This is a genomic window from Thalassolituus sp. LLYu03 (assembly GCF_050507655.1).
Lineage (GTDB): Bacteria > Pseudomonadota > Gammaproteobacteria > Pseudomonadales > Oceanobacteraceae > Venatoribacter.
The window spans coordinates 2,317,252-2,337,137 of sequence record NZ_CP191496.1 but is presented as its reverse complement, the minus strand read 5'-3'; the positions used below and the strand labels follow the sequence as shown (position 1 = coordinate 2,337,137).

The window sequence follows — 19,886 nt, the reverse complement described above, 5'->3', positions numbered from 1 at the left end:
GACGGGCGTCTGTTGCCAGACACCCGTGGCAGGTGATGCCGTTATCAGGCCTTCAGCGCTGCCTTGATCACGTCGGTGTAAGGCGTGGTCGCGCGGCCAATCAGACGGCTTAATGTATGGCTGTCGTCGAACAGGCCACCGGTTGAGGCGCCCACATCCGACTCTGCCAGAATAGCCGCCAGTCCGGCGGGCAGACCAGCCTGCGTCAGAGCAAAAGTGAAATCCGCTTCGCTCATATTCTGGTAGCTGACAGGCTTACCGGAACTGTGAGCAATCGCGGCGGCAAATTCGCCCAGCGTGTAGCTATCGTCGCCGGCCAGTTCGTACACCTTGCCGGCATGACCTTCGCTGGTCAGCACCGCAGCGGCGGCGGCGGCATAATCGGCGCGGGCGGCGGAGGCAATGCGGCCCTCACCGGCGGCACCCAGAAATACGCCGTACTGCAGCGCGGGTGGCACAGAGGCGGTGTAGTTTTCGGTGTACCAGCCATTGCGCAGCAGGGCATGCGGGATGCCGGAGGCGGCCAGCATCTTCTCGGTTTCGACGTGCTCTGCGGCCAGTGACAGCGGCGTGGTATCGGCGTGCAGCAGGCTGGTGTAGGCAATGAACGGCACGCCTGCTTTCTTCGCAGCGGCAATCACATTGGCGTGCTGCGGAGCGCGGGCACCGACTTCGCTGGAGGAAATCAGCAGCAGTTTGGTGGCGCCGGCGAAGGCGCTTTCCAGTGTCTCAGGACGGGTGTAGTCGGCCTGACGCACGGTCACACCCAGTGCTTTCAGGTCTGCCGCTTTTTCTGGCGAGCGCACGGCGGCGACAATCTGGCTGGCAGGTTGGGTTTTCAGCAGTTCGGTAATCACGAGTTGGCCAAGCTGGCCGTTAGCACCGGTTACAACAATCATACGTTTCTCCTGGGGATTTCCAGTGGTTTTGAATTGAACGTAATCAGCCTATCAATCATACTTACCAAAAGTAAGTACATACAAAAAGGTTAGTGCTATGAGTCAGGACATTGTTATTCCACCGGCCATGTCGTTGAGCGAACGCTTTGAGCGCGGCGACCTGTTCGCCAGCCCTTGCCCGTCGCGGGATATTCTCAAACACGTCAGCTCGCGCTGGGGCGTTCTGATTCTGATTGCGCTGCGCACCGGAACACACAGATTCAGTGAACTCAGGCGCAAACTGGGGGGCGTCAGCGAAAAAATGCTCGCCCAGAGTCTGCAGGCGCTGGTCGAGGATGGCTTTATTGTGCGGGTGTCTTATCCGGTGGTGCCGCCGTATGTCGAATACAGCCTGACCGATATGGGCGAAGAGGGCGCGCGTCTGGTGGCGCAACTGGCCGATTGGGTAGAACAGAAAACCCCGGCCATTCTCGAATTCCGCGAGGCCAACGGGGCCGCCCAGCTGGCGGAGCAGAAATTCCGTGACGACTGAGCGCGGGCAGGGCGGCAAGTCGCCGCGACAAAAGCAGGGGTTTTGTGCATAATGCCCGCCTTTTTGTAAGGGAAAGACCCGAGGTATCCCGATGTCGATCGAACAAAGTCTGCTGGACCGTGCCGGCAATCAATGCGAACTCTGTGGCAGCGCCAGCGACCTGTCGCCGCTGCTGGTGACCCCGCACAGTCAGCTGACCGTGGATACCGGCGTGGTGCTGTGCAGCACCTGCAAGCCTCAGGTTGAAGGCAGCGCTGAACTCAATGCCAACCACTGGCGTTGTCTGAACGACAGTATGTGGAGTCAGGTGCCGGCGGTGCAGGTAGTGGCTTACCGCATGCTGAAGCGTCTGGCGGTAGAAACCTGGGCACAGGACCTGCTGGATGTGATGTATCTGGACGACGACACCCGCAAATGGGCCGAAACCAAGACCGCCGACGAAGACCGCGAGCCAACCCGCGACAGCAATGGCGCGATTCTGCAGGCCGGTGACAGTGTGACCCTGATTAAAGATCTGGACGTAAAAGGCGCCAACTTCACCGCCAAGCGCGGCACCATGGTGCGCGGCATCAGCCTGTCGGATAACCCGGAACACATTGAGGGCCGTGTGAACGGCACCCGCATCGTGATCATTTCGGCGTACACCAAAAAGGCCTGAAGCCTGACGTCGGATGCCTGAAGCCGGACCTTGTCCGGCTTTTTTGTGGGCGGCGTTTGCGCTCGGATGACCTGAGTCGTATTGCCTGCGATATGCCCGATTGGTTATAAATCGCGCCTGATCACAGAGGAGTAAGCCCTTGGAACACAGTTTCTGGCACGACAAATGGGAAAAGATGGAAATCGGTTTTCATCTGGATGAAGTGAATAAAGCCCTGCTCAAATACTGGCCGGAGCTGGGCATTGAGCCGGGTCAGAGTGTGCTGATTCCGCTGTGCGGTAAAACCCTCGACCTGATCTGGCTGCGTAGTCAGGGCGTGGCGGTGATCGGCGTTGAACTGAGTGAAATTGCCCTCGACGAGCTGGCACAAGGGCTTGAGCGTGAGCTGGGACTCACCCTGAGCAAAGCGTCCTGTGGAGAGCAGGTGCTGTATCGGGGTGACGGTGTGCTGCTGGTGGCCGGTGATTTCTTCGCTCTGACCCGTGCACAGATTCAGCAGGAAACCGGACATGATGTCGCCGCGGTGTACGACCGCGCGGCGATTGTGGCCCTGCCGGACGCCATGCGCGCTGAATACGCCCGCCATGTGCAGGCGATCAGTGCCGCTGCGCCGCAACTGCTGATTACCCTGGATTACGACCAGACCGTGGCCGGTGGCCCACCGTTTGCGGTGAGCAGCGCCGAAGTGGCGGCTCACTATCAGGCGGGTTACGCCATTGACCTGCTGGATGAGCGTGAGCTGATTGATCAGGAGCCGCGTTTCAAAGCCAAAGGCTTAGCGTCGTTTGTGCAGCGGGTATACCGCCTGCGTCCGCTGAGCTGACTCACCCTGAGTGCAGGACATTAGCCGCTGCACTCACTCTGCTGTTTTTTCGACCCGCAGCACGTGAATCTGATCCGGCTGCGGGTAGTGCCAGACCACGTTCAGGTCCCACAGGCGCACGCCGTATTCCCGCGCAGGCTCTGGTTTCTGATAGGCCGGTTTCGGGTCCTGCGCCAGACACTGGCTGATCAGGCCCTCGACATCTTCTCCCAACCGCAGGCCTTCTGCCTGAGCATTGGTCCGCGCGCTGTCAGCCCAGCTTACCGTCGTGGTGGCGGGCATCGCCGGAGCGATGGCGTTATGAGCTGCCGCGATGGCATCGGCATAAGGCACGTAGGGTTTGATATCCAGAATGGGGGTGCCGTCGAGCAGGTCGACCCCGGATACCCACAAACGTGTGCCTTCAATCTTTTCGAGTTTTACCACCGATTGGCCAATGCCATTCGGACGATGGGTGCTGCGCGTGGCAAACACGCCCAGCCATTCATTGCCGCCCAGACGCGGCGGGCGCACCCGCAGGCGCGGAGCGGCCGGGTTGTCGGCCGGAACGGCGTGAAACGCAAACAGCAGCCAGATATGACTGACCTGTTCCAGTCCCTGCAGGGCTTCGGGCTGATTGTAGGGCGCAACCAGTTCGATGCAGGCCCGCGCCGCCGGAGCCAGACTGGGCTGGCGGGGAATGGCGAATTTCTCGACAAACGGCGTACGGGCGATGGCAACGGGGTGCAGGGGCATGCTGGACATAGTCGGAACCGGTAATGCAATGACAGTCAGTGGGCGCGAGTATAACCCGATGCTGCCGGTGCGGCCGATGCCTCTGTGGCCACTGGAGCCAGTTGCCGAAGGCTGCAACAGCGGGTACAACAGAACTGGCACAACAGGCCCCAAAAGGCCGTGCTGTGCCGGGGTTCCCCAGAGGCGCAGGACCCGTCGGATGTGTTTTGAACACGCGTGTTCATTGTGATTTTAAAAGGTCTAATTAATAACAATACATAACCATATGGTTACAATCTGAAACAAAGTGGCCCAAATGGCGCAGGCATACTGCCGCCGCTTCCGAAGAACAAGAAGCCCAATTTCGCCGCACTGCGGCTGGTTCAGAGCTCTCCATCAAGGTAGTTTCCAATGGTTAAAAACGCTTCCCGTCTGGCTATTGCTGTTGCAGCAGCCTCCCTGTTCAGCGCCGGTGTACAGGCTGCTGGTTTCAAAATTAACGAGCAAAGCGCAGCCGGTGCAGGCCGTGCGTTTGCTGGTAGCGCTGCAGTCGCACAGGACGCATCTGTTGTGTTTTTTAACCCGGCCGGTATGAGCCGTCTGGAAAAATCTCAGGCGAGCTTCGGTTTCACTTACCTGCAGCTGGAAGGCAAGTTCTCTGGCGTGCGTACCGACGGCGCTGGTCAGAACAGCGATCTGGCGGCTTCTGTAGCCCAGCCATACGGTGAAGCGGGTACTTACAACGACGGCGGCGATTTTATGCCGGAGAAAGTGATTCCGTTCGGTTACTACGTGCGCAAGCTGGATGACAAAGCCGCTATCGGTTTCGGTATCTTCGCGCCGTTCGGTACCTCGACCGACTACAAGCAAGGGTCTCTGGCCGGCGGCTTCGCCGATGAAACCCAGCTGAGCACCATCGACTTCCAGCCAACCTTCTCCTACAAGCTGAGCGATACCGTGACCATGGGTGTGGGTATCGACATCGTGTACGCACAGGGTCTGCTGAGCAAAGAACTGGATCTGGTGCCGCTGTCGGCTGCTTACAGCGCGTACGCGGGTGGCCAGGCGATTAACCCGGAAGATTACCGTGGTTACGAGAACAAGTTCGAAGTGTCTGGCGATGATATGGGCTACGGCTGGAACTTCGGTTTCATGTGGGATGTGGCGCCATCGACCACTCTGGGTTTCGCCTACCGCTCCGAAGTGGACTTCGAGCTGCAAGGTAAGTCTGAATTCAAAACCAACACCGGCGTCGTGGCATACAGCTCTGCTTACAACCGTGTTGTGCCGGTAGACGGTGCGACTGGCACCGTGGCTAAGCAGGATTCACGTGTACCGCTGACTGGCCCACGTTCTGCGACCTTCAGTGCGGCTCACCAGCTGAACGACAAAGTGCTGCTGCTGGCGGGTGCGACCTGGACTGACTGGTCTTCCTTCAAATACTTCGACGTGATCGCGACCGGCGAAGGCATCATCGACGACATCAGTGGTCTGGGTAACAACTACATCGGTCACATCGTTGAAAAATGGCACGACACCTGGGCTTACTCTGTGGGTGCAGAATACGCACTGGATCAGGATTGGACCCTGCGTGCCGGTTACGCCTTCGACGCAACGCCTGTTAAAGATGAGCACCGTACTGCCCGTGTACCGGACAACGATCGTCAGTGGCTGACGGTGGGTGCAACCTACAACGTGAACGACGCATGGAGCGTGGATGCGGGTCTGGCTTACCTGATCATGGACAAGTCTGAGATCAACGAATACAACTACGACCTGACCGACACTCAGAAGGGTTACGACAACCTGAAAGGTGAGTTCGAAGTTGACGCTCTGGGCATCTCCTTCCAGGCGAACTACCGCATGTAATCCAACCGGATTGCTGAATAAGCCCGCAAATTGCGGGCTTTTTTATTGCTTTCAAGGCTCATTTGGCAGGATCTCACTTGTTCCGGCTCCCGGTGGCGGTTACGCTTTCTGCTTCCTTTTAATGCAAGGCTGAGTGGTAAGGACATTGTCATGGGGAAGTTGTCGGAGCAATTCCAGGATTATCGTGAGCGCGCCAAAGACTGGTGGGCGGATGCAGGTTTCGGCCGCAATGCAATTCTGCTGGCGGCGGGCGCGTATCTGCTGATCTGTCTGGTGCTGGGATTCTTCTGGAGTGCTGAGCCGGACATGTTCGCGGTAAAAGCCAAAGCGGATGAGCGCGCCGCGGTTATGGGTGTTGATAACGTGATCGGTTTCACCACCACGGCCACCCTGATGGAAATCACCGAAACCATGCTTTACAAGCGTGGCGGCTACCTGAGCAACGATGTATTACCGCCGGGCGTCTGGCTGGATAACATCCCTAACTGGGAATACGGCGTGCTGGTGCAGGTGCGCGATTTTGCCCGGGCGTTGCGCAAAGACTTCAGCCGTTCGCAGAGTCAGTCCACCGAAGATAAAGACCTGTCGGTGGCTGAGCCGCAGCTGCACTTCGACAGCAACAGCTGGGCGGTGCCGTCGTCGGAAGCCGAGTATGAGCACGGTCTGAAAGCTCTGAACAACTACCTGCGACGTCTGGCGGACCCGAAAGAACCGACGGCCCAGTTTTACGCCCGTGCCGACAACCTGCGTCAGTGGCTGTTCGATGTGGAAACCCGCCTCGGCAGTCTGTCGCAGCGTCTGAGCGCCTCGGTTGGCCGCCCACGACTGAATACCGATCTGGCCGGCGAACCGAATGCGCAGCAGTCGACGCCAGCGGATTACGACCAGGAAGTGAAAACGCCGTGGAATCAGATCGACGATGTGTTCTACGAAGCCCGCGGCTCGGCCTGGGCGCTGGCGCACATTCTGCGAGCCATCGAAGTCGATTTCCGTGATGTGCTGGTGAAGAAGAATGCTCTGGTCAGTTTGCGCCAGATTATCCGCGAGCTGGAGGCCACTCAGGAGCCGATCTGGGCACCTATGGTCATGAACGGCAGCGGCTTTGGCCTGTTTGCCAACCACTCGCTGGTGATGGCCTCTTATATCTCCCGTGCCAATGCGGCGATTCTCGATCTGCGCGAGCTGCTGTCACAGGGTTAAACCTGTCTTTTGACGCCAGTTGTGCCTCTCAGATGGCCCGTCGGGATTAATCCCCGGCGGGCTTTTTTCTTGTAAAAATTTACAAATCCTGTGGCCGTGCGGCCGCCGGCTCATGCCTGCTTCTGTGTAAGACAAATGTCAGTTAGTGCTTTATTCTGTGGCCTGCCGGGAAGTAGCACGCGGGTTTCGATTCTGTTATCTTGCACGATCGTATCACCATGTCTTTACGTACGTATAACAACAATAAAAAGGGAGAAGCAGATGGCATTGAAGTGCTGTCTAGCGTTGGGCGCCATGCTGGCGGCCGGACACGCTCTTGCTCTGGAAGCGCTGGATGAGTCATCCCTGTCTGATGTAACGGGTCAGGCACAGGGGTTGCGTTATACGTCCGAATTCGATGCGCGTATCGATTCTATTACTTATATCGACGACGACGGCCTGGCCGGCGGCGAGGTCGGTACCATCTCTATGTCCCCGGTGCGCGTCTACACGCCGACGAACCGTCCGGTTCAGGTGGATCTGGAAGTCCGCGATGTCGGCGGTGAAAAAGCCCTGGTGTTTACCAATCGTGACCTGCCCTTTGAGGTGGAAGTCGGCTCCATTGCCATTAACAACCAGTCGCTGGGCGGCTATGGTCAGGGCAACTTCCAGATTGGCAGTGGTGACTCGCTGGTGACGTATCTCTACGCCGGTGGTTATCAGGGCAATGGTCTGAAGCTGGATATCGAGATTCCGGCGTCCATGTCCTACGACACCTGGATTGAAGACGAGGGTGCCCGCTTCACGACCACCGTCGATTTCAGCGATCCCTACAATCCATCGTCCGGTGGCATTGTTCTGAAAGACATCACTTTTGACCTTGTTGGCGAAGGTCTGCGCATCGGTCTGCCAACCGTGACCGGTGGCAATATCAATTTCTACAACGCCCGCATCGGCGATGACGTACTGAACAGTGTTGCCCTGCGCGACATTAACCTGCAGCCGGGTGGCTATCTGCTGGTGAAAAACGCCCGGGGCGCAGCGGAATACGGTCTGGAATTTGACGCGGTCGTGAAAGCGGGCTCCAGTCTGGATTACGTCTACATCGCCGGTGCCGTTGACGGCGATTACCCAAGCGCCGACGTCTTTGAAATGTCGGCCGGTATTGTGCTGGCCAGTGATTACGAAGTGAACGGCATGCGCATGAACCTGGATGGCGAGCGCGGTCTGGTGTTCGATTTCGATACCAACGATGCGACCTCCGGTGTTACCGCCAACGTGATTGTTCAGGACTTTACCCTGATGCGTTCTGACAAGGTGGCCACCACGGTGAATCCGATCAGTCTGGGAACTATGGATATTCAGATGAATTTATCCAACGCATCCTACCTGCAGGTGGAGGGCCACTGATGATGAAGCGCAACCGAATTCTGTCGGCCATTGTAATGGCGTCGTTGCCGGTGTCTGTGCCGGTGATGGCCATGCAGGTGCTGGAAGATACCGATATGGCCGGAGTTTCCGGTCAGTCGGGCATTACCATCGAAGTCACCACTGACGATCCTAACGGCGAATTTCTCACCACCGGTGAGCTGCGTTTTACGGAGGCTGACCGGGATGGCAAGGGTGAAGATTATCTGGCCATTGGTGGCCTGAAGCTGCGCACCATTACCACGGACGCGACCGGTGTCATGACGGGTGTGGACACGATACGCACCGATATCGACATTGATGCAGAGGGTAACGTAAGCATCCGCCAGAGCGATGTGGATACGCTGGATCTGGAGCTGGGCGCGGTATCGCTCAGCGGTCGCGAATTATTTAACGCCGTACGTTTTTCTGTGTGGAAATTCGTTGGCGACAGTTACCTCGAAACTGTGCTGCTCAATGATCCGGAAGGTGCCAAGGTTGGCTTCCGTACCGTGATGGAAGAGGGCAGTGGTCTGACGTATCAATTTGATGAAGACGGCTTAACCTTCTCCAGTGATATCGTGTTTTTACCAAAAGCCGGTGAAAGCGCCTTCCGCAGTGAATTATTTCTGACCGGTACGACCGATGAACTGAAACTCGAATTCGGTGAAACCTCGGGCAGCTTCGAAATCCGCAATATTTCATTGCTGGATTCCTCCGGCGACAACATTTTCGGCGCCAACGATTTCGGTGATTTAGGCTACGCCGATATTTCGATTAATACCGGTTACATCACCATGGCCGCGAATACCGACGCCGGGGTGGACGGTATTCGCGGTAAAATTAACAGTGATATGACTGTCGGTAACGTGTTTTACCGCACCGGCGATCAGCGTGTGAATTTCAATGATGTGTCTCTGAACACCAATGGTGAAATCAGTTACACCCTGGACTTCATTGATATTACGTCCGAGAACGCCATTGATCGTTTTAAAGTGACTGGTATCGAGTCGCACATTACCGATATTACCGATCTGGACCTGACCATCGGCTCGCTGACGCTCAGCGCCGGTGATGGTTCTTCCCAGAGCCTGAGCATGGGCTCTTACGCCATTGAAAATCTCAACCTGAACGGCGGCAGCATCGATCTTTCAATGCTGACTCTGCCGGGCGCGGGCAGTCAGGGTCTGCAGATGGATCTGGTGATGGCCGGCACGACCTCGTTTGACCTCACCATTAAAGACGATCCCGCTGAAGTGTCGGGCAATCCTGATCCACAGCTGACCGCCAGTGTGGTACTGAACAATGTGTCGGTATCGCAAACCATCGACCAGACCGACAAAGGTCTGCACGTCGGTATTCTGGATCAGAGCATGGATATCAACATTAATCAGATCCGGGTGGGCGACGGACTGATTCAGCAGGGGCAGACCGGGCGACTGGTCATGAACAATATATCGCTGCAGCCGGGCAGTTATTTCCGGGTTGAACCGCTCCAGTAACAGGGCACGCAGGTTATGAAAAACAATTATAAAAAAACAGCTCTCACCCTTACTTTAATGCTCAGTACCTCACTGAGTTTTGCTGCGTCCATCGCTGATAAAACCTCGATCTGGTTTGATGATGGTGCCACCGGCGGCCTCACTGCGGCCCAGGTGGTCAGTATTAATTCGGATACCGTTACTTTCTGGAATTCCGGGGAGCCGAACGACTCCAGCAGTGAAGACTGCGCGACCCAGACCAATACCGGTGTGTGGAACGATATCGGCTGTGAGCAGACCCGTCGTGTTGCCTGTTTTAACGGCACGGTATGGAGTCTGACGGCCGGCACGGTTGCCATGGGCGCCGATAACAATGCCTCCGGCACTATTTCCAATGCGCAGACGGCCTGTACCAATATCAGCAGCCAGTTTGCCGCACCCACCACGCTGGAACAGCGCAATGCGTTGACCACGCTGATTTCCAATGCGGGCATTACCAACGGCGTATTTATTAATGCTCAGGATATGGTGTCTGAAGGTGTCTGGGTCATTAATAAAGGCGCCACCAATCTGGCGCCATTCTGGAACGGCGGTGAACCGAATAATTCCGGTGGTTCTGAAAACTGTGCCGAGAGCACTTCGGGCAGTATCTGGAATGACTTAAGCTGCAGCGCGACCCGTGCGGTTGCCTGTGCGAACAGCACCTTTACTTCCTGGACTGTGGTTAATTCGCCGGTGGCATTTACATCGGTGGATGAGCTGAATGCGATTTGCCGTAATGCGACGTCCGGCGCCAGCCAGTTTGCGGCTCCGCGCACCAGTGCAGAACAATCAGCGCTGAACAGCGCCATCAGTGGCGCAGGTCTGTCATCGGTCTGGATTAACGCCACCGATATGGATCTGGAAGGCTACTGGAAACTGAACCACGGATTGTTCAACTGGGCATCGGGCCAGCCATCTTCCGCTGTGGGAATCTGCAGTACGGTTCGTCAGAGTGACGGTAAGTGGATCAGCGCCGACTGCGACAGCCGGGCAAAAATTCTGTGCAGCAATAACAGCACCTGGGTCATCCGTAACGCGACCCACCAGTTCAGCAATCAGGCACTGGACGCCTGCAGCCGGCCGGATTCAGATACCGGCAGCAATGCTTATGTCGGTTACTCGCTGGCGGCACCGCGCAGCGAACAGGAGCGCAGTCTGGTAACGCGTCTGATTCAGGCGCAGGGCACTGGTACGGTTGCCTGGCTGAACCTCAAGCTGATCACCGACACCGGTGAATGGCTGTGGAATGAAGGTTATGAAGAACCCGATACCCGTGGTGGCGATCCGGTTGGTGGTGTCTGGTATGACCTGATCAATGAAGATGACAGTAACAAAGCCTACAGCAGTTGGCAGCGTTATTCCGACGGTGTCACCATCTATTTTGAGGAGGCCGCCAAAGCCAATGGCGCGGTAAAGGCTTACTTCAGCCCTGGCGAACCTAACGATTCCGGCGACTGTATTCAGTTGTACAGCAGCAATGCGCGTTGGGACGATACCCCCTGCACCAACAGTCAGCGCGTTGCCTGCTTCAATGGTTATAACTGGGCCATTTCTCCGGGCTCGATTGCGCTGGAAGCGTCTAACAATGCGAATAATGAAAATCAGCTGGTCGCTGCGGCCAACGCTCAGTGTGCATTAATTGCCGACAGCAATGGCGCGACGGGCAATTACCGTTTTGCCGCCCCGACCTCTTATGCGCAGACGCAGGATCTGAAAACCATCGCGGCGTATGCGGGGGCTGGTAACGTCTGGATCAATATGAACGATCGTCGTTACGAAAAGACTTTCGTACTGAACCTGAATGTGGATGTTCTGGCACCGTTCTGGAACACAGGTGAGCCGAATAATGCAGGCTCAGGTGAAGATTGCGCGACCCAGCAAACGGCCAGTGGTTTGTGGAACGACATCGACTGCAGTCGCAGCGAGCGTGTTGCCTGCTTCGATCCTTATACCGGCAATAATGGTACCTGGAGCATTACTCCGGCGGCACACACCTACAGCACCACACAAGCCATGTCTGAGATCTGTGCTGCGGCATTTGGTGGTCATTTTAATTTCTTTGCTCCGGTTACCCTGAGTCAGAAAACGGATCTGGTTGCCGCCATGAATGCGGCCAGTGTGACTGAGGCTTACATCAACGCCAACGATCAGCAGTCAGAAGGTATCTGGCTGCTCAATAAAGAAGTGAACAACTGGGAAGTGGGTCAGCCATCCGCTGTGAGCAGCGAACTGTGTGTATCGGCTTCGGCATCCACTTCCCGTTGGCGTGCCCGCGACTGCAGTCAGTCACTGCCGGTTGCCTGTACCACGGGCGGCCGCTGGTATTTCACGGACAGCAACGTCAGCCTCACGGATTTTGCAAACGGCCAGAACGCCTGTGACACGCTGGGTACCGGGTATCTGTTTGTGGCGCCTCGTTCGCAGGATGAATCGTTGCTGCTGCAATATTTTGCCCTGATCGAAGGTGTTGGCGGTGATTTCTGGATTAACGGTAACCGTCTGAACGATTTTGCTGTGTGGGAATGGAACCGTCGTTCGACCACCACACCGATCTGGTCTGCCACGGAACCAGACGGCGCCAGCCAGGAAAACTGCGCTGTGCTGCAGAACGACGATGAAGGCAGCTGGGCCGACAAGAATTGCTCATCGGCAACCACCTATCGTTACCTGTGCCGCAATGGCAGCAACTGGGCGCTGTCGCTGACGTCTGATGCGCTGGATGATTTTTCCACCGCCACCAATGCCTGTGCCGCTCTGGGAGCGGGCTGGGTCTTCGCCGCGCCGGAAACCTACAACGAAAACCTGCAGGCCCGTGCGCTGTTGAATACAGAAGGGGTTGCAGCGGTCTGGATTAACGCCACCGACGCCATGCGTGAAGGCGTGTGGGTAACCAATGCGGCGGCGATTGCGCAGTATCCGAACTGGGCCTCAGGTCAGCCGGACAACGGTGGTGTTTTAGCCGCTGCTGAAACCTCGGTTGTGAAGGGTGAAGACTGCGTGGTGCAGGCGGATGATGGCTTCTGGAGCGACATCAGCTGCACCAGTTCCGTTGATTATCCGTGGGCCTGTACCGATGGCTATACCTGGAAAGTCACTCAGGCGCAGGGCCGCATTCAGAATCTGGCCGACGGACACAAACAGTGCTTTACCGAATACGGTACGGGCTATGTGTTTGCGGCGCCGCTGACTCAGAACGACGCCATTCAGATCGACTTTGCGCGCCTGCTGGCACAGAAAGAGCGCGGTACTGCCATTACCCGTGTGTGGCTGAACATGACGGATGGCGGCAATGAAGATCATGTGACGGCGGTTACCACCGGCACGTCGTTCCGCAAAAATCTGCCCTTTACCAACTGGCTGAGCCCTGCGTATCCGGGTGAAGAGCCGGTCAATCTGTGTGTGTATAAATCCACCGTATCCTCGGGTCAGAACAACCCGTGGCGCACGGCCAGTTGCACCTCTGCGGCGGCGCATTACGCCTGCTTCGACGGTTCCAGCTGGAACGTGGCGACCTCCAAGGGCGCATTGGTGAATGGTTCGCTGCAAGTGGTGCCACAGGTTGGCGAAGACTACTGGTCTTACGAGCGCGGCAACCGCATGTGTAAGGATCAGTTTGGCCCGCAATTTTATTTCTCCGCGCCGGTAACGGCAGCCGAAGAGCAGGCGCTGGACACGGCGATTCGCGCGGCATCTGCCCAGGTTAAAAATACCTGGCTGAATTACTACTACGTCAGCGAAATTACCTCGGCCAATAACCGCTGGTTTGCCGATCGCCTGAAGCTGGGTGTCTGGCAGAAGCCGGTGTTCGACAACTACAACAACTCTGACTGTGCCTTGCTGGATACCTCTGGCAACTGGACTGACGTACCGTGCAACTCCGGTTACGCCTACGCCTGTTTTAACGGCAGCTGGACCATTACGGGTTTGTCCGGCAAGTGGGACGACGGTTTTGCCGCCTGTCAGGAACAGAACAACAGCCTGTTTGCGGTGCCACGCACACCGGATGAACTCAGCGAGCTGATTGCCGTCATGGCGGGGCAGCCGGTGTGGATCAACATGAGTGACACGGCGCTGGAGTCGCAGTGGATTGCCAACCGCCTGCGTTACGCCTGGTGGGCAACCGGTGAACCATCCAACATCAGCAACCGCGACTGCGCTCAGATCGCCACCGACGGCCAGTGGCACGCTGCCCGTTGCTCGACGGAAATGGCCGCTTTTGCCTGCCGTCAGGTAACCGGTTCCAACATTGAATGGTTTGTGACTTCGTCCACCGGCATCTGGTCGCAGGGCTTCTCTGCCTGTGCGCTCGAATTCCCGGGCAGTGAATTCTTTACCCCGCACGGTTACGGCAGCCGTTCCGCGACCATGGATCAGGCGCTGCTGTCGTCTGTCGTGGCCAGTGCCGGCAAGGCCGCATGGCTCAACCTGAGTGATCAGGAGGTCGAGGGCAACTGGCGCCCGTATCAGGTTTACGCCGACTGGGCCGTCGACAGTCTGCTCGACCAGACCAACGACTGCGCTTATTTTGACCGCGTCACACCGGGGTCAGGCACCTGGTACGCAGACTCCTGCAAATACACGGCAGGCAGCGCGGTTTCGCGTGGCTACGCCTGCACCAACGGTTACGAGTGGCGCATCGTCAATGTCACGCCAACCACCAATATGCGCTGGTCAGAAGGTTTCACCGCCTGTGACTCACTGGATACCGCCGACGAGAACTGGAGCTTCGCTGCGCCTACCGACGCCGTACAGAACGCCAAGCTGAAGCTGGCGATGGAGCTCGGTGGTTTGTCGCAGGTCTGGATCAACGCGCAGGACCGGGTGGAAGAGGGTGAATGGACCGTCAATGGCGCTGAAACCAACTTCCCGGTAGTGGCCGACACCTCGGCAACGGCTTTGGTTGTCGCAGAACAAACCCCGGGCGTGGTGCTGTCAGCGGCACTGGCGGACGATGAAGAAGTCGGTATTGCCAGCGCCATCTGGACTCTGGTGAGCGACAGCCGCTTCAGTAATGTGGCCGACTCCGATGTGGTGGTCAGCAATAATCAGTTGGTGACCGGTGCTCTGGGCACTGGCACAGTGACGGCCCAGTACAATGCGCCAACGCTGCTGCAGACGGATGCGCTGCTGACGTTCAAGCTGACGGTGACCGACATTCCGCCTGGTACCGCCACGGCGGTGAGCGCCGACTATTTCGTGACCGTGCGTATCAAGGCGCCGATTCTGGCTCACTACGATTTCAGCGACGCGGCTGCGCCGGAAAAAGACATTTCCGGTAACGGTCACGACGCGATCAATACCGTCGCTAATCCGCTGCCGGCCGTAGCGTCGGGCTCATTATCGCTGACCCCGACGGATGTGATGATCGTTCCGGGTCTGACGGCCGATCCGTCCAATGGCCTCGATATTCCGGCAACGGCCTACACCATCGCCTTCCGTATGAGTATTGAAGTGGCGGGTACAGGATACTGGCGCGGTATTCTGCAGAAAGGTGACGGCGAGATGGACCGCCAGCCGGCGATGTTCCTGTTCCCGGGTGAAGAAAGTCTGCACTCCACCAACAGCACCACGCTGGAAGCCAACCGCTCGGCGAATCAATCCAATATTCCGTTCCAGCAGTGGCTGAATATTATTTATTCAAAACGCACCGACGGCTTTGATGTGTACATCGATGAAGCGCTGGTGGCCAGTTACGATTTCGTCGGCGAAACGTCGGTCGGCAATACTGGCAGTTTCTACGTCGGTCATGTTCCGGGATCAGCAGAATCCTTTACGGGTCTGATCGATGATATTCAGATCTTCAATCGTGTCCTGACCGCTACCGAGCGTGGGCAGGTGTTACCAACACCGCCTCTGGGTCAGGTACAGTTTGCTTCGGCCGGTTCCGTGGCTGATGAATTTGCAACCGCGCCTGGCAATACGGTCACTGTGTCACTGGAACGTACCCGTGGCAGCAAAGCGCCGCTGACTGTCTATGTTGATCTGGATACGGCCAACAGCACGGCCGAGCTGGGTGAGCAGGCGGATATGGTAACGGCAACCGATACGGCCGATCTGGCGTTCGGCGCCGCTTACGCGTCGGGCACCGGATTCCCGGTTACCTGGGCGGCGGACACCCGTGGTATTCAGACCTTTACCCTTACCCTCGATAATGCGGACGATAATATCCGTGAAGGTACAGAAACAGCGCGTCTGAAAATTGCCAATGCGTCTGGTGCAACCACCGGATCTCCGGCCAATTATGTGCTGCGCCTTACTGACCTGACGCCAAACCCTTACGGTAACTTCTCCATCGAAGGGCCGGATCCTCAGATTGTTCTGGAAAATAACGCGGCGACTCAGCAGATCTGTATCAAACGCGAATCCGGAGCAACGGGTCTGGTGACGGTGAATTATGAAATATCCGGTTCTGCCGTCGCAGGCGCGGATGTTTCGACGGGTGATTATCAGTTCCTGGCGACTGGTCTTCAGCCTGTCGGGTTGTCGGATTCTGTACAATTCCTTGATGGCGACAGCACCGACAAATGCTTTGATATTCAGGTGTTTGATAATCCGTCGATTGGTGATGCTGATATGACCCTTCAGATTACCATCACGGGTCTTAACTACGATGCCGCTACCCTTGATCCGATTCTGACCGCTCAGAATCAGGCACAAATCACGATCCGCGATTACGCTCCGGGTGAATTCCGCTTTGTCTCGGGTTCTGCGACCTGTAAAGAACCGAATACCGATGCGAGCGTGCCGGACGAACTGCGGGCAACCGGTTCAGAAGAGTGTGAAGCCATCGTGGAGCGTATCAACACGTCGCTCTACGCTCCGGCGGGCATTCTGAATGTGGTGAAAACAGCACAGACGCCGAACGACGCGCCAACCACTGATGCCGGATTTACCGCACAGCTGGTATTCCCCGAGCTGACGCCCGGAAGCTCAATTGCCGATAAACTTCAGGTCGTTACCTTTACTGTGATTAATGATCATGAACAGGAAAACGACGAAGTTCTGACGTTCCAGATTCAACCGACGACTGGTGATGGGCTGGATGAAACCATTACCCAGAATACGCTGGCGCTGACCATCACCGACGTCACCACACCGGCGCTGCTCACTTCCAGCATTACAGGTGCACCGGCTACCGGTTTACTGGAAGTGGATGAGGGTGGGGCAGTTACCATTAATGTTGTTCGCACGCAGAACAGTAATACGGCATTCTCAGCCGATTACGAGCTGTCTTCCACGCTTCTCAGTGGTTACGTGCTGAGTGACATATTGTCGTTGAGCATTGATGGGGCTTCTGCTTCCGCAACCGGAAATATGGCGTTTACTCGCAATGGTGATGATGACCGTAGTCTGGTTGTACAGACAGTGAACACGGTTGAACCAATGGATAATCGTGTTGTGACGCTGCGAATGGACAACGCCAGTCCAGATCGCGTTGTCGGTATCGGCGATATCGCCAACGCGAATAAAGACACCCAGAATTTCTCGGAAGTCTCTTTCCGTATTAAAAACACCCGGGATTTTCTGAGTGACATCTTCGCGTCAGCCAGTGCCACGCGGGTAACCAGTCAGGGTAACACTGCGCTGAACGCAACAACCTATACCAGTGTTGAACACATTACTCGTGATATTCAGCCGGTTCATGGCTATGTCGCTTTGAATGCTTCTTTCAATGCTTATCAGGGAATTTACGATATTCAGGATACGGCACTTTTGTATTCCGTAACCTTCTATCAGGCAGGCAGTGTGAATGCGACGGTTAATAGCCAGAGCCTGAGCGCGTTACTGCGGAAAGATGATGCGCCCGAACAGTCGGTGAATGCGACTGGGTCGATTGCGTTGGATCCTGCCAGTGGTGCCGCTTTTAACCCTCGCTTGTTGATGCCATATGTTACCGATGGCAACAGCAGCGATGTAGAAATGAAAGTGCGTTTTGTCGGAAACGTGACCGGGGATGTTGTTGAGCAGACGTATCGTTTTCATCCAACGGAAGTGTGGCGCAGGATTGAATACAACGATAATAACGAGTGTGCATACATCAGTGGTGCTACAGACATTGAATGGGATTACGGTATCGGCAATAGCTGTGGCCCTGTTGCAGTGAATAATTACACATTCACTTTTAATGCCTTCACTAAACAAATAGAAAGCCGTAGTCAGCCTGGCATGTGTTTAGCAGTACCAAGCAACAGTAATAGCGCCAACTTCAGAATTGAGGCGTGTGATTCAAACAATAATTTGCAGCAGTTCTCTATGTCTGGTGACAGAATATCGGTAGTAGGGGCACCAGATTACGTTATGTGTGGTGCCATCGGTGGAAATCTGTTCCTGCGTGCAGACTCGGGCCTGAGCTGTAGTTATCGTTCATGGCAGTGGTACTCAAACTAAGGTGTGATTTATGAACATTAAAATTTTAACGTCCGCTTTAGTTTTAACTTTGCCGCAGTTTGTTCTCGCAATGCAGTCGCTGGATGAGAACGAACTCGGTAATGTTACCGGCGAAGGTATCGGTGCTGTGTTCGATAATGTGGTGATCCACTCGGGTGATTACGGTAATCCGGACGATTTCCAGTTGCGTATCCGCCTGACGGACGATGCAGATCCTGAGTACCTTATTTTCAGCGAACTGCGTTTCTATAAAAGTGGTACCGAAGCCGGTGGTGCCGCCAGTGGTGGTCGCTTTGGTACCTATGATGATCCTTTCTATGTCGGGGATTTGCGTGAGATTACCGAGTCTCACTCCGGCCTGATTGATCCAGAAGGAGATGGAACCTTCGTAACGGGTAATCGCGTACACACAGCTCTGTACACCGGGTATCCGGCTGCGGATGTGACGCAGCTGAATCGCAACTTTTATACCTACTCCAACAAAATGTTTCAGGTGTCGCCACGTGCCGGTTCCACGTCCTACTACCAGGGCCTGCCGCAGGGGTTCTTTAATAATCAGGCTGTGAGTGTCGGTAGTCTTTACACGACAGCTGCCAACTACGAAGCCTACCTTCAGGCGCAGGAAGACCGCCTTGATCAGGCGACCGATAAATTTGACCTGCACTTCCGCCTGGACTCAATTACTGATGAAAACCGTGACTTCGGTGCCGACGATCAGTTCTTGGCCTATGTCGATGTGGAAGGCGCGCGGCTCTATGGTACGTCCACCTATATCTGGGCACATGATAATCAGGGTGAAACCCTGAGTGCTGCAGATAGGGCCCGGTATACCAATGGTGGTCAGCCCATATATGCCGACCGTGGTCTTGCCATGTCGATGACGACAGGACTTCGCGCTGACGTCATCCGCATCACCGCCGATCCGAGTGGTGCTGCGTCCAGCATGCTGGAATTGCGTGGCGTCGATGTTTATCTGCCTTTGGGTTCTTTTGACCAGCCGGTCACCATCAGTACTGTGCAGTATTCACAGATTCAGCGTGGCACCTGGAAAAACCCGGTTTATTTGCCGGCAACCACACAGCTGCGCATGGAAATTGCTGCTCTGCCACAGGATGTGGGTCCGGCGCCGCAAGGCAATATTTATATTCAGTCGCTGGGCTTTGGAGACCCTGATGATCCGGAAATCATTACCGGTGTTGAAGATATCTATCTGCGCGATGCCAGTGGTGCCATTGTGGCAACCGTTGATGACGTTACCCACCGTGCCTTTGTGCCAAAAACCGTTATTTATAATGAGCAGGTGGCCATCTATAACCAGGCCAACCCGGACAGTACCATTCCTTATATTCCGAATCAGAACGTTCTGGAAATCAAAGGATTGGAAATTCAGCGCCTGATCTTCACTACACAGGATCTCTGATGATGAAAATCTATGGTTTCTTATTCGTGTTTCTGTCGCTGACCGCAAAAGCGGAAATGGCAGAAATGAGTGAAGCGGATCTGGGGGAAGAGTCCGGACAGGCGGGTATTACACTGAGTGCCAAGGCTGATTTTGATGATGGCTCCCGGATCAGCTACACCAATGCGGACGCTGAGTATCTTGATGGGCAGGATTATTGGCTGGTCATCAATAACATCACGGGTTCGATCGAAATTAAAGGCCTGAAGCTGGATGTGATCAACGACTTCGGTCCTTCCGGTTCTGAGGGGGCGTTACAGTGGACTCTTCCGGAAGAAATTGTTTTTGATGAGTTCAAAACCGAAGGGCTTTATCTCAGCAGTGAAAAAGAAGTGAACGCGTCATCCCGTTTTGTGATGGCCATTGAATACGATGGGACGCTTCAGTTCCCGGCGAATACCACAATGAGTATTTTTTCGACTCAATAACGGGCAT

General features: G+C 55.8%; 12 protein-coding genes. 10 read left to right on the top strand and 2 right to left on the bottom strand.

What is annotated here, in order from left to right; all coding sequences use genetic code 11:
• Positions 1 to 44: 44 nt before the first annotated feature.
• Entirely contained in the window at positions 45 to 899 is an 855-nt protein-coding gene (locus ACQUQU_RS10585) for an SDR family oxidoreductase (RefSeq protein WP_430459651.1), read from the bottom strand.
• A gap of 97 nt (positions 900 to 996) precedes the next feature.
• Between ACQUQU_RS10585 and ACQUQU_RS10580 the strand changes: the two genes are divergently transcribed.
• From ACQUQU_RS10580 to tmpT, 3 genes are all read left to right on the top strand, one after another.
• On the top strand, positions 997 to 1,431 hold the full coding sequence (locus ACQUQU_RS10580; protein ID WP_430459650.1) for a winged helix-turn-helix transcriptional regulator: 435 nt from the start codon (positions 997 to 999) through the stop codon (positions 1,429 to 1,431).
• Positions 1,432 to 1,522: 91 nt separating this feature from the next.
• Positions 1,523 to 2,089 carry a PhnA domain-containing protein gene (locus ACQUQU_RS10575; protein ID WP_430459649.1) on the top strand — a complete coding sequence of 189 codons (567 nt, stop codon included), beginning with the start codon at positions 1,523 to 1,525 and terminating at the stop codon, positions 2,087 to 2,089.
• Between the two features lie 139 nt (positions 2,090 to 2,228).
• Positions 2,229 to 2,912, top strand: a complete 684-nt coding sequence (tmpT, locus tag ACQUQU_RS10570) for a thiopurine S-methyltransferase (RefSeq protein ID WP_430459648.1) — start codon at positions 2,229 to 2,231, stop codon at positions 2,910 to 2,912.
• A gap of 33 nt (positions 2,913 to 2,945) precedes the next feature.
• Here tmpT and tsaA read toward each other — a convergent pair whose 3' ends face one another.
• Positions 2,946 to 3,656 carry a tRNA (N6-threonylcarbamoyladenosine(37)-N6)-methyltransferase TrmO gene (tsaA, locus tag ACQUQU_RS10565; protein ID WP_430459647.1) on the bottom strand — a complete coding sequence of 237 codons (711 nt, stop codon included), beginning with the start codon at positions 3,654 to 3,656 and terminating at the stop codon, positions 2,946 to 2,948.
• A gap of 381 nt (positions 3,657 to 4,037) precedes the next feature.
• Here tsaA and ACQUQU_RS10560 point away from each other — a divergent pair, with 381 nt between their 5' ends.
• From ACQUQU_RS10560 to ACQUQU_RS10530, 7 genes are all read left to right on the top strand, one after another.
• Positions 4,038 to 5,495, top strand: a complete 1,458-nt coding sequence (locus tag ACQUQU_RS10560) for an OmpP1/FadL family transporter (RefSeq protein ID WP_430459646.1) — start codon at positions 4,038 to 4,040, stop codon at positions 5,493 to 5,495.
• A gap of 150 nt (positions 5,496 to 5,645) precedes the next feature.
• Complete coding sequence (locus ACQUQU_RS10555; RefSeq protein ID WP_430459645.1) at positions 5,646 to 6,695, top strand: DUF2333 family protein; 1,050 nt, start codon at positions 5,646 to 5,648, stop codon at positions 6,693 to 6,695.
• Positions 6,696 to 6,956: 261 nt separating this feature from the next.
• Positions 6,957 to 8,084, top strand: coding sequence for a DUF6160 family protein (locus ACQUQU_RS10550; RefSeq protein ID WP_430459644.1), 1,128 nt, complete (start codon positions 6,957 to 6,959; stop codon positions 8,082 to 8,084).
• Positions 8,084 to 9,583 (top strand): DUF6160 family protein, encoded by a 1,500-nt coding sequence (locus ACQUQU_RS10545; protein ID WP_430459643.1) that lies wholly within the window; start codon positions 8,084 to 8,086, stop codon positions 9,581 to 9,583. Before ACQUQU_RS10550 ends, ACQUQU_RS10545 begins: the two co-directional genes overlap by 1 nt.
• Before the next feature lie 15 nt (positions 9,584 to 9,598).
• Positions 9,599 to 17,992, top strand: a complete 8,394-nt coding sequence (locus tag ACQUQU_RS10540) for a lectin-like protein (RefSeq protein WP_430459642.1) — start codon at positions 9,599 to 9,601, stop codon at positions 17,990 to 17,992.
• Positions 17,993 to 18,002: 10 nt separating this feature from the next.
• Entirely contained in the window at positions 18,003 to 19,412 is a 1,410-nt protein-coding gene (locus tag ACQUQU_RS10535; RefSeq protein WP_430459641.1) for a hypothetical protein, read from the top strand.
• Complete coding sequence (locus ACQUQU_RS10530) at positions 19,412 to 19,879, top strand: DUF6160 family protein (RefSeq protein ID WP_430459640.1); 468 nt, start codon at positions 19,412 to 19,414, stop codon at positions 19,877 to 19,879. The genes ACQUQU_RS10535 and ACQUQU_RS10530 overlap by 1 nt, the downstream gene beginning before the upstream one ends.
• Positions 19,880 to 19,886 lie beyond the last annotated feature (7 nt).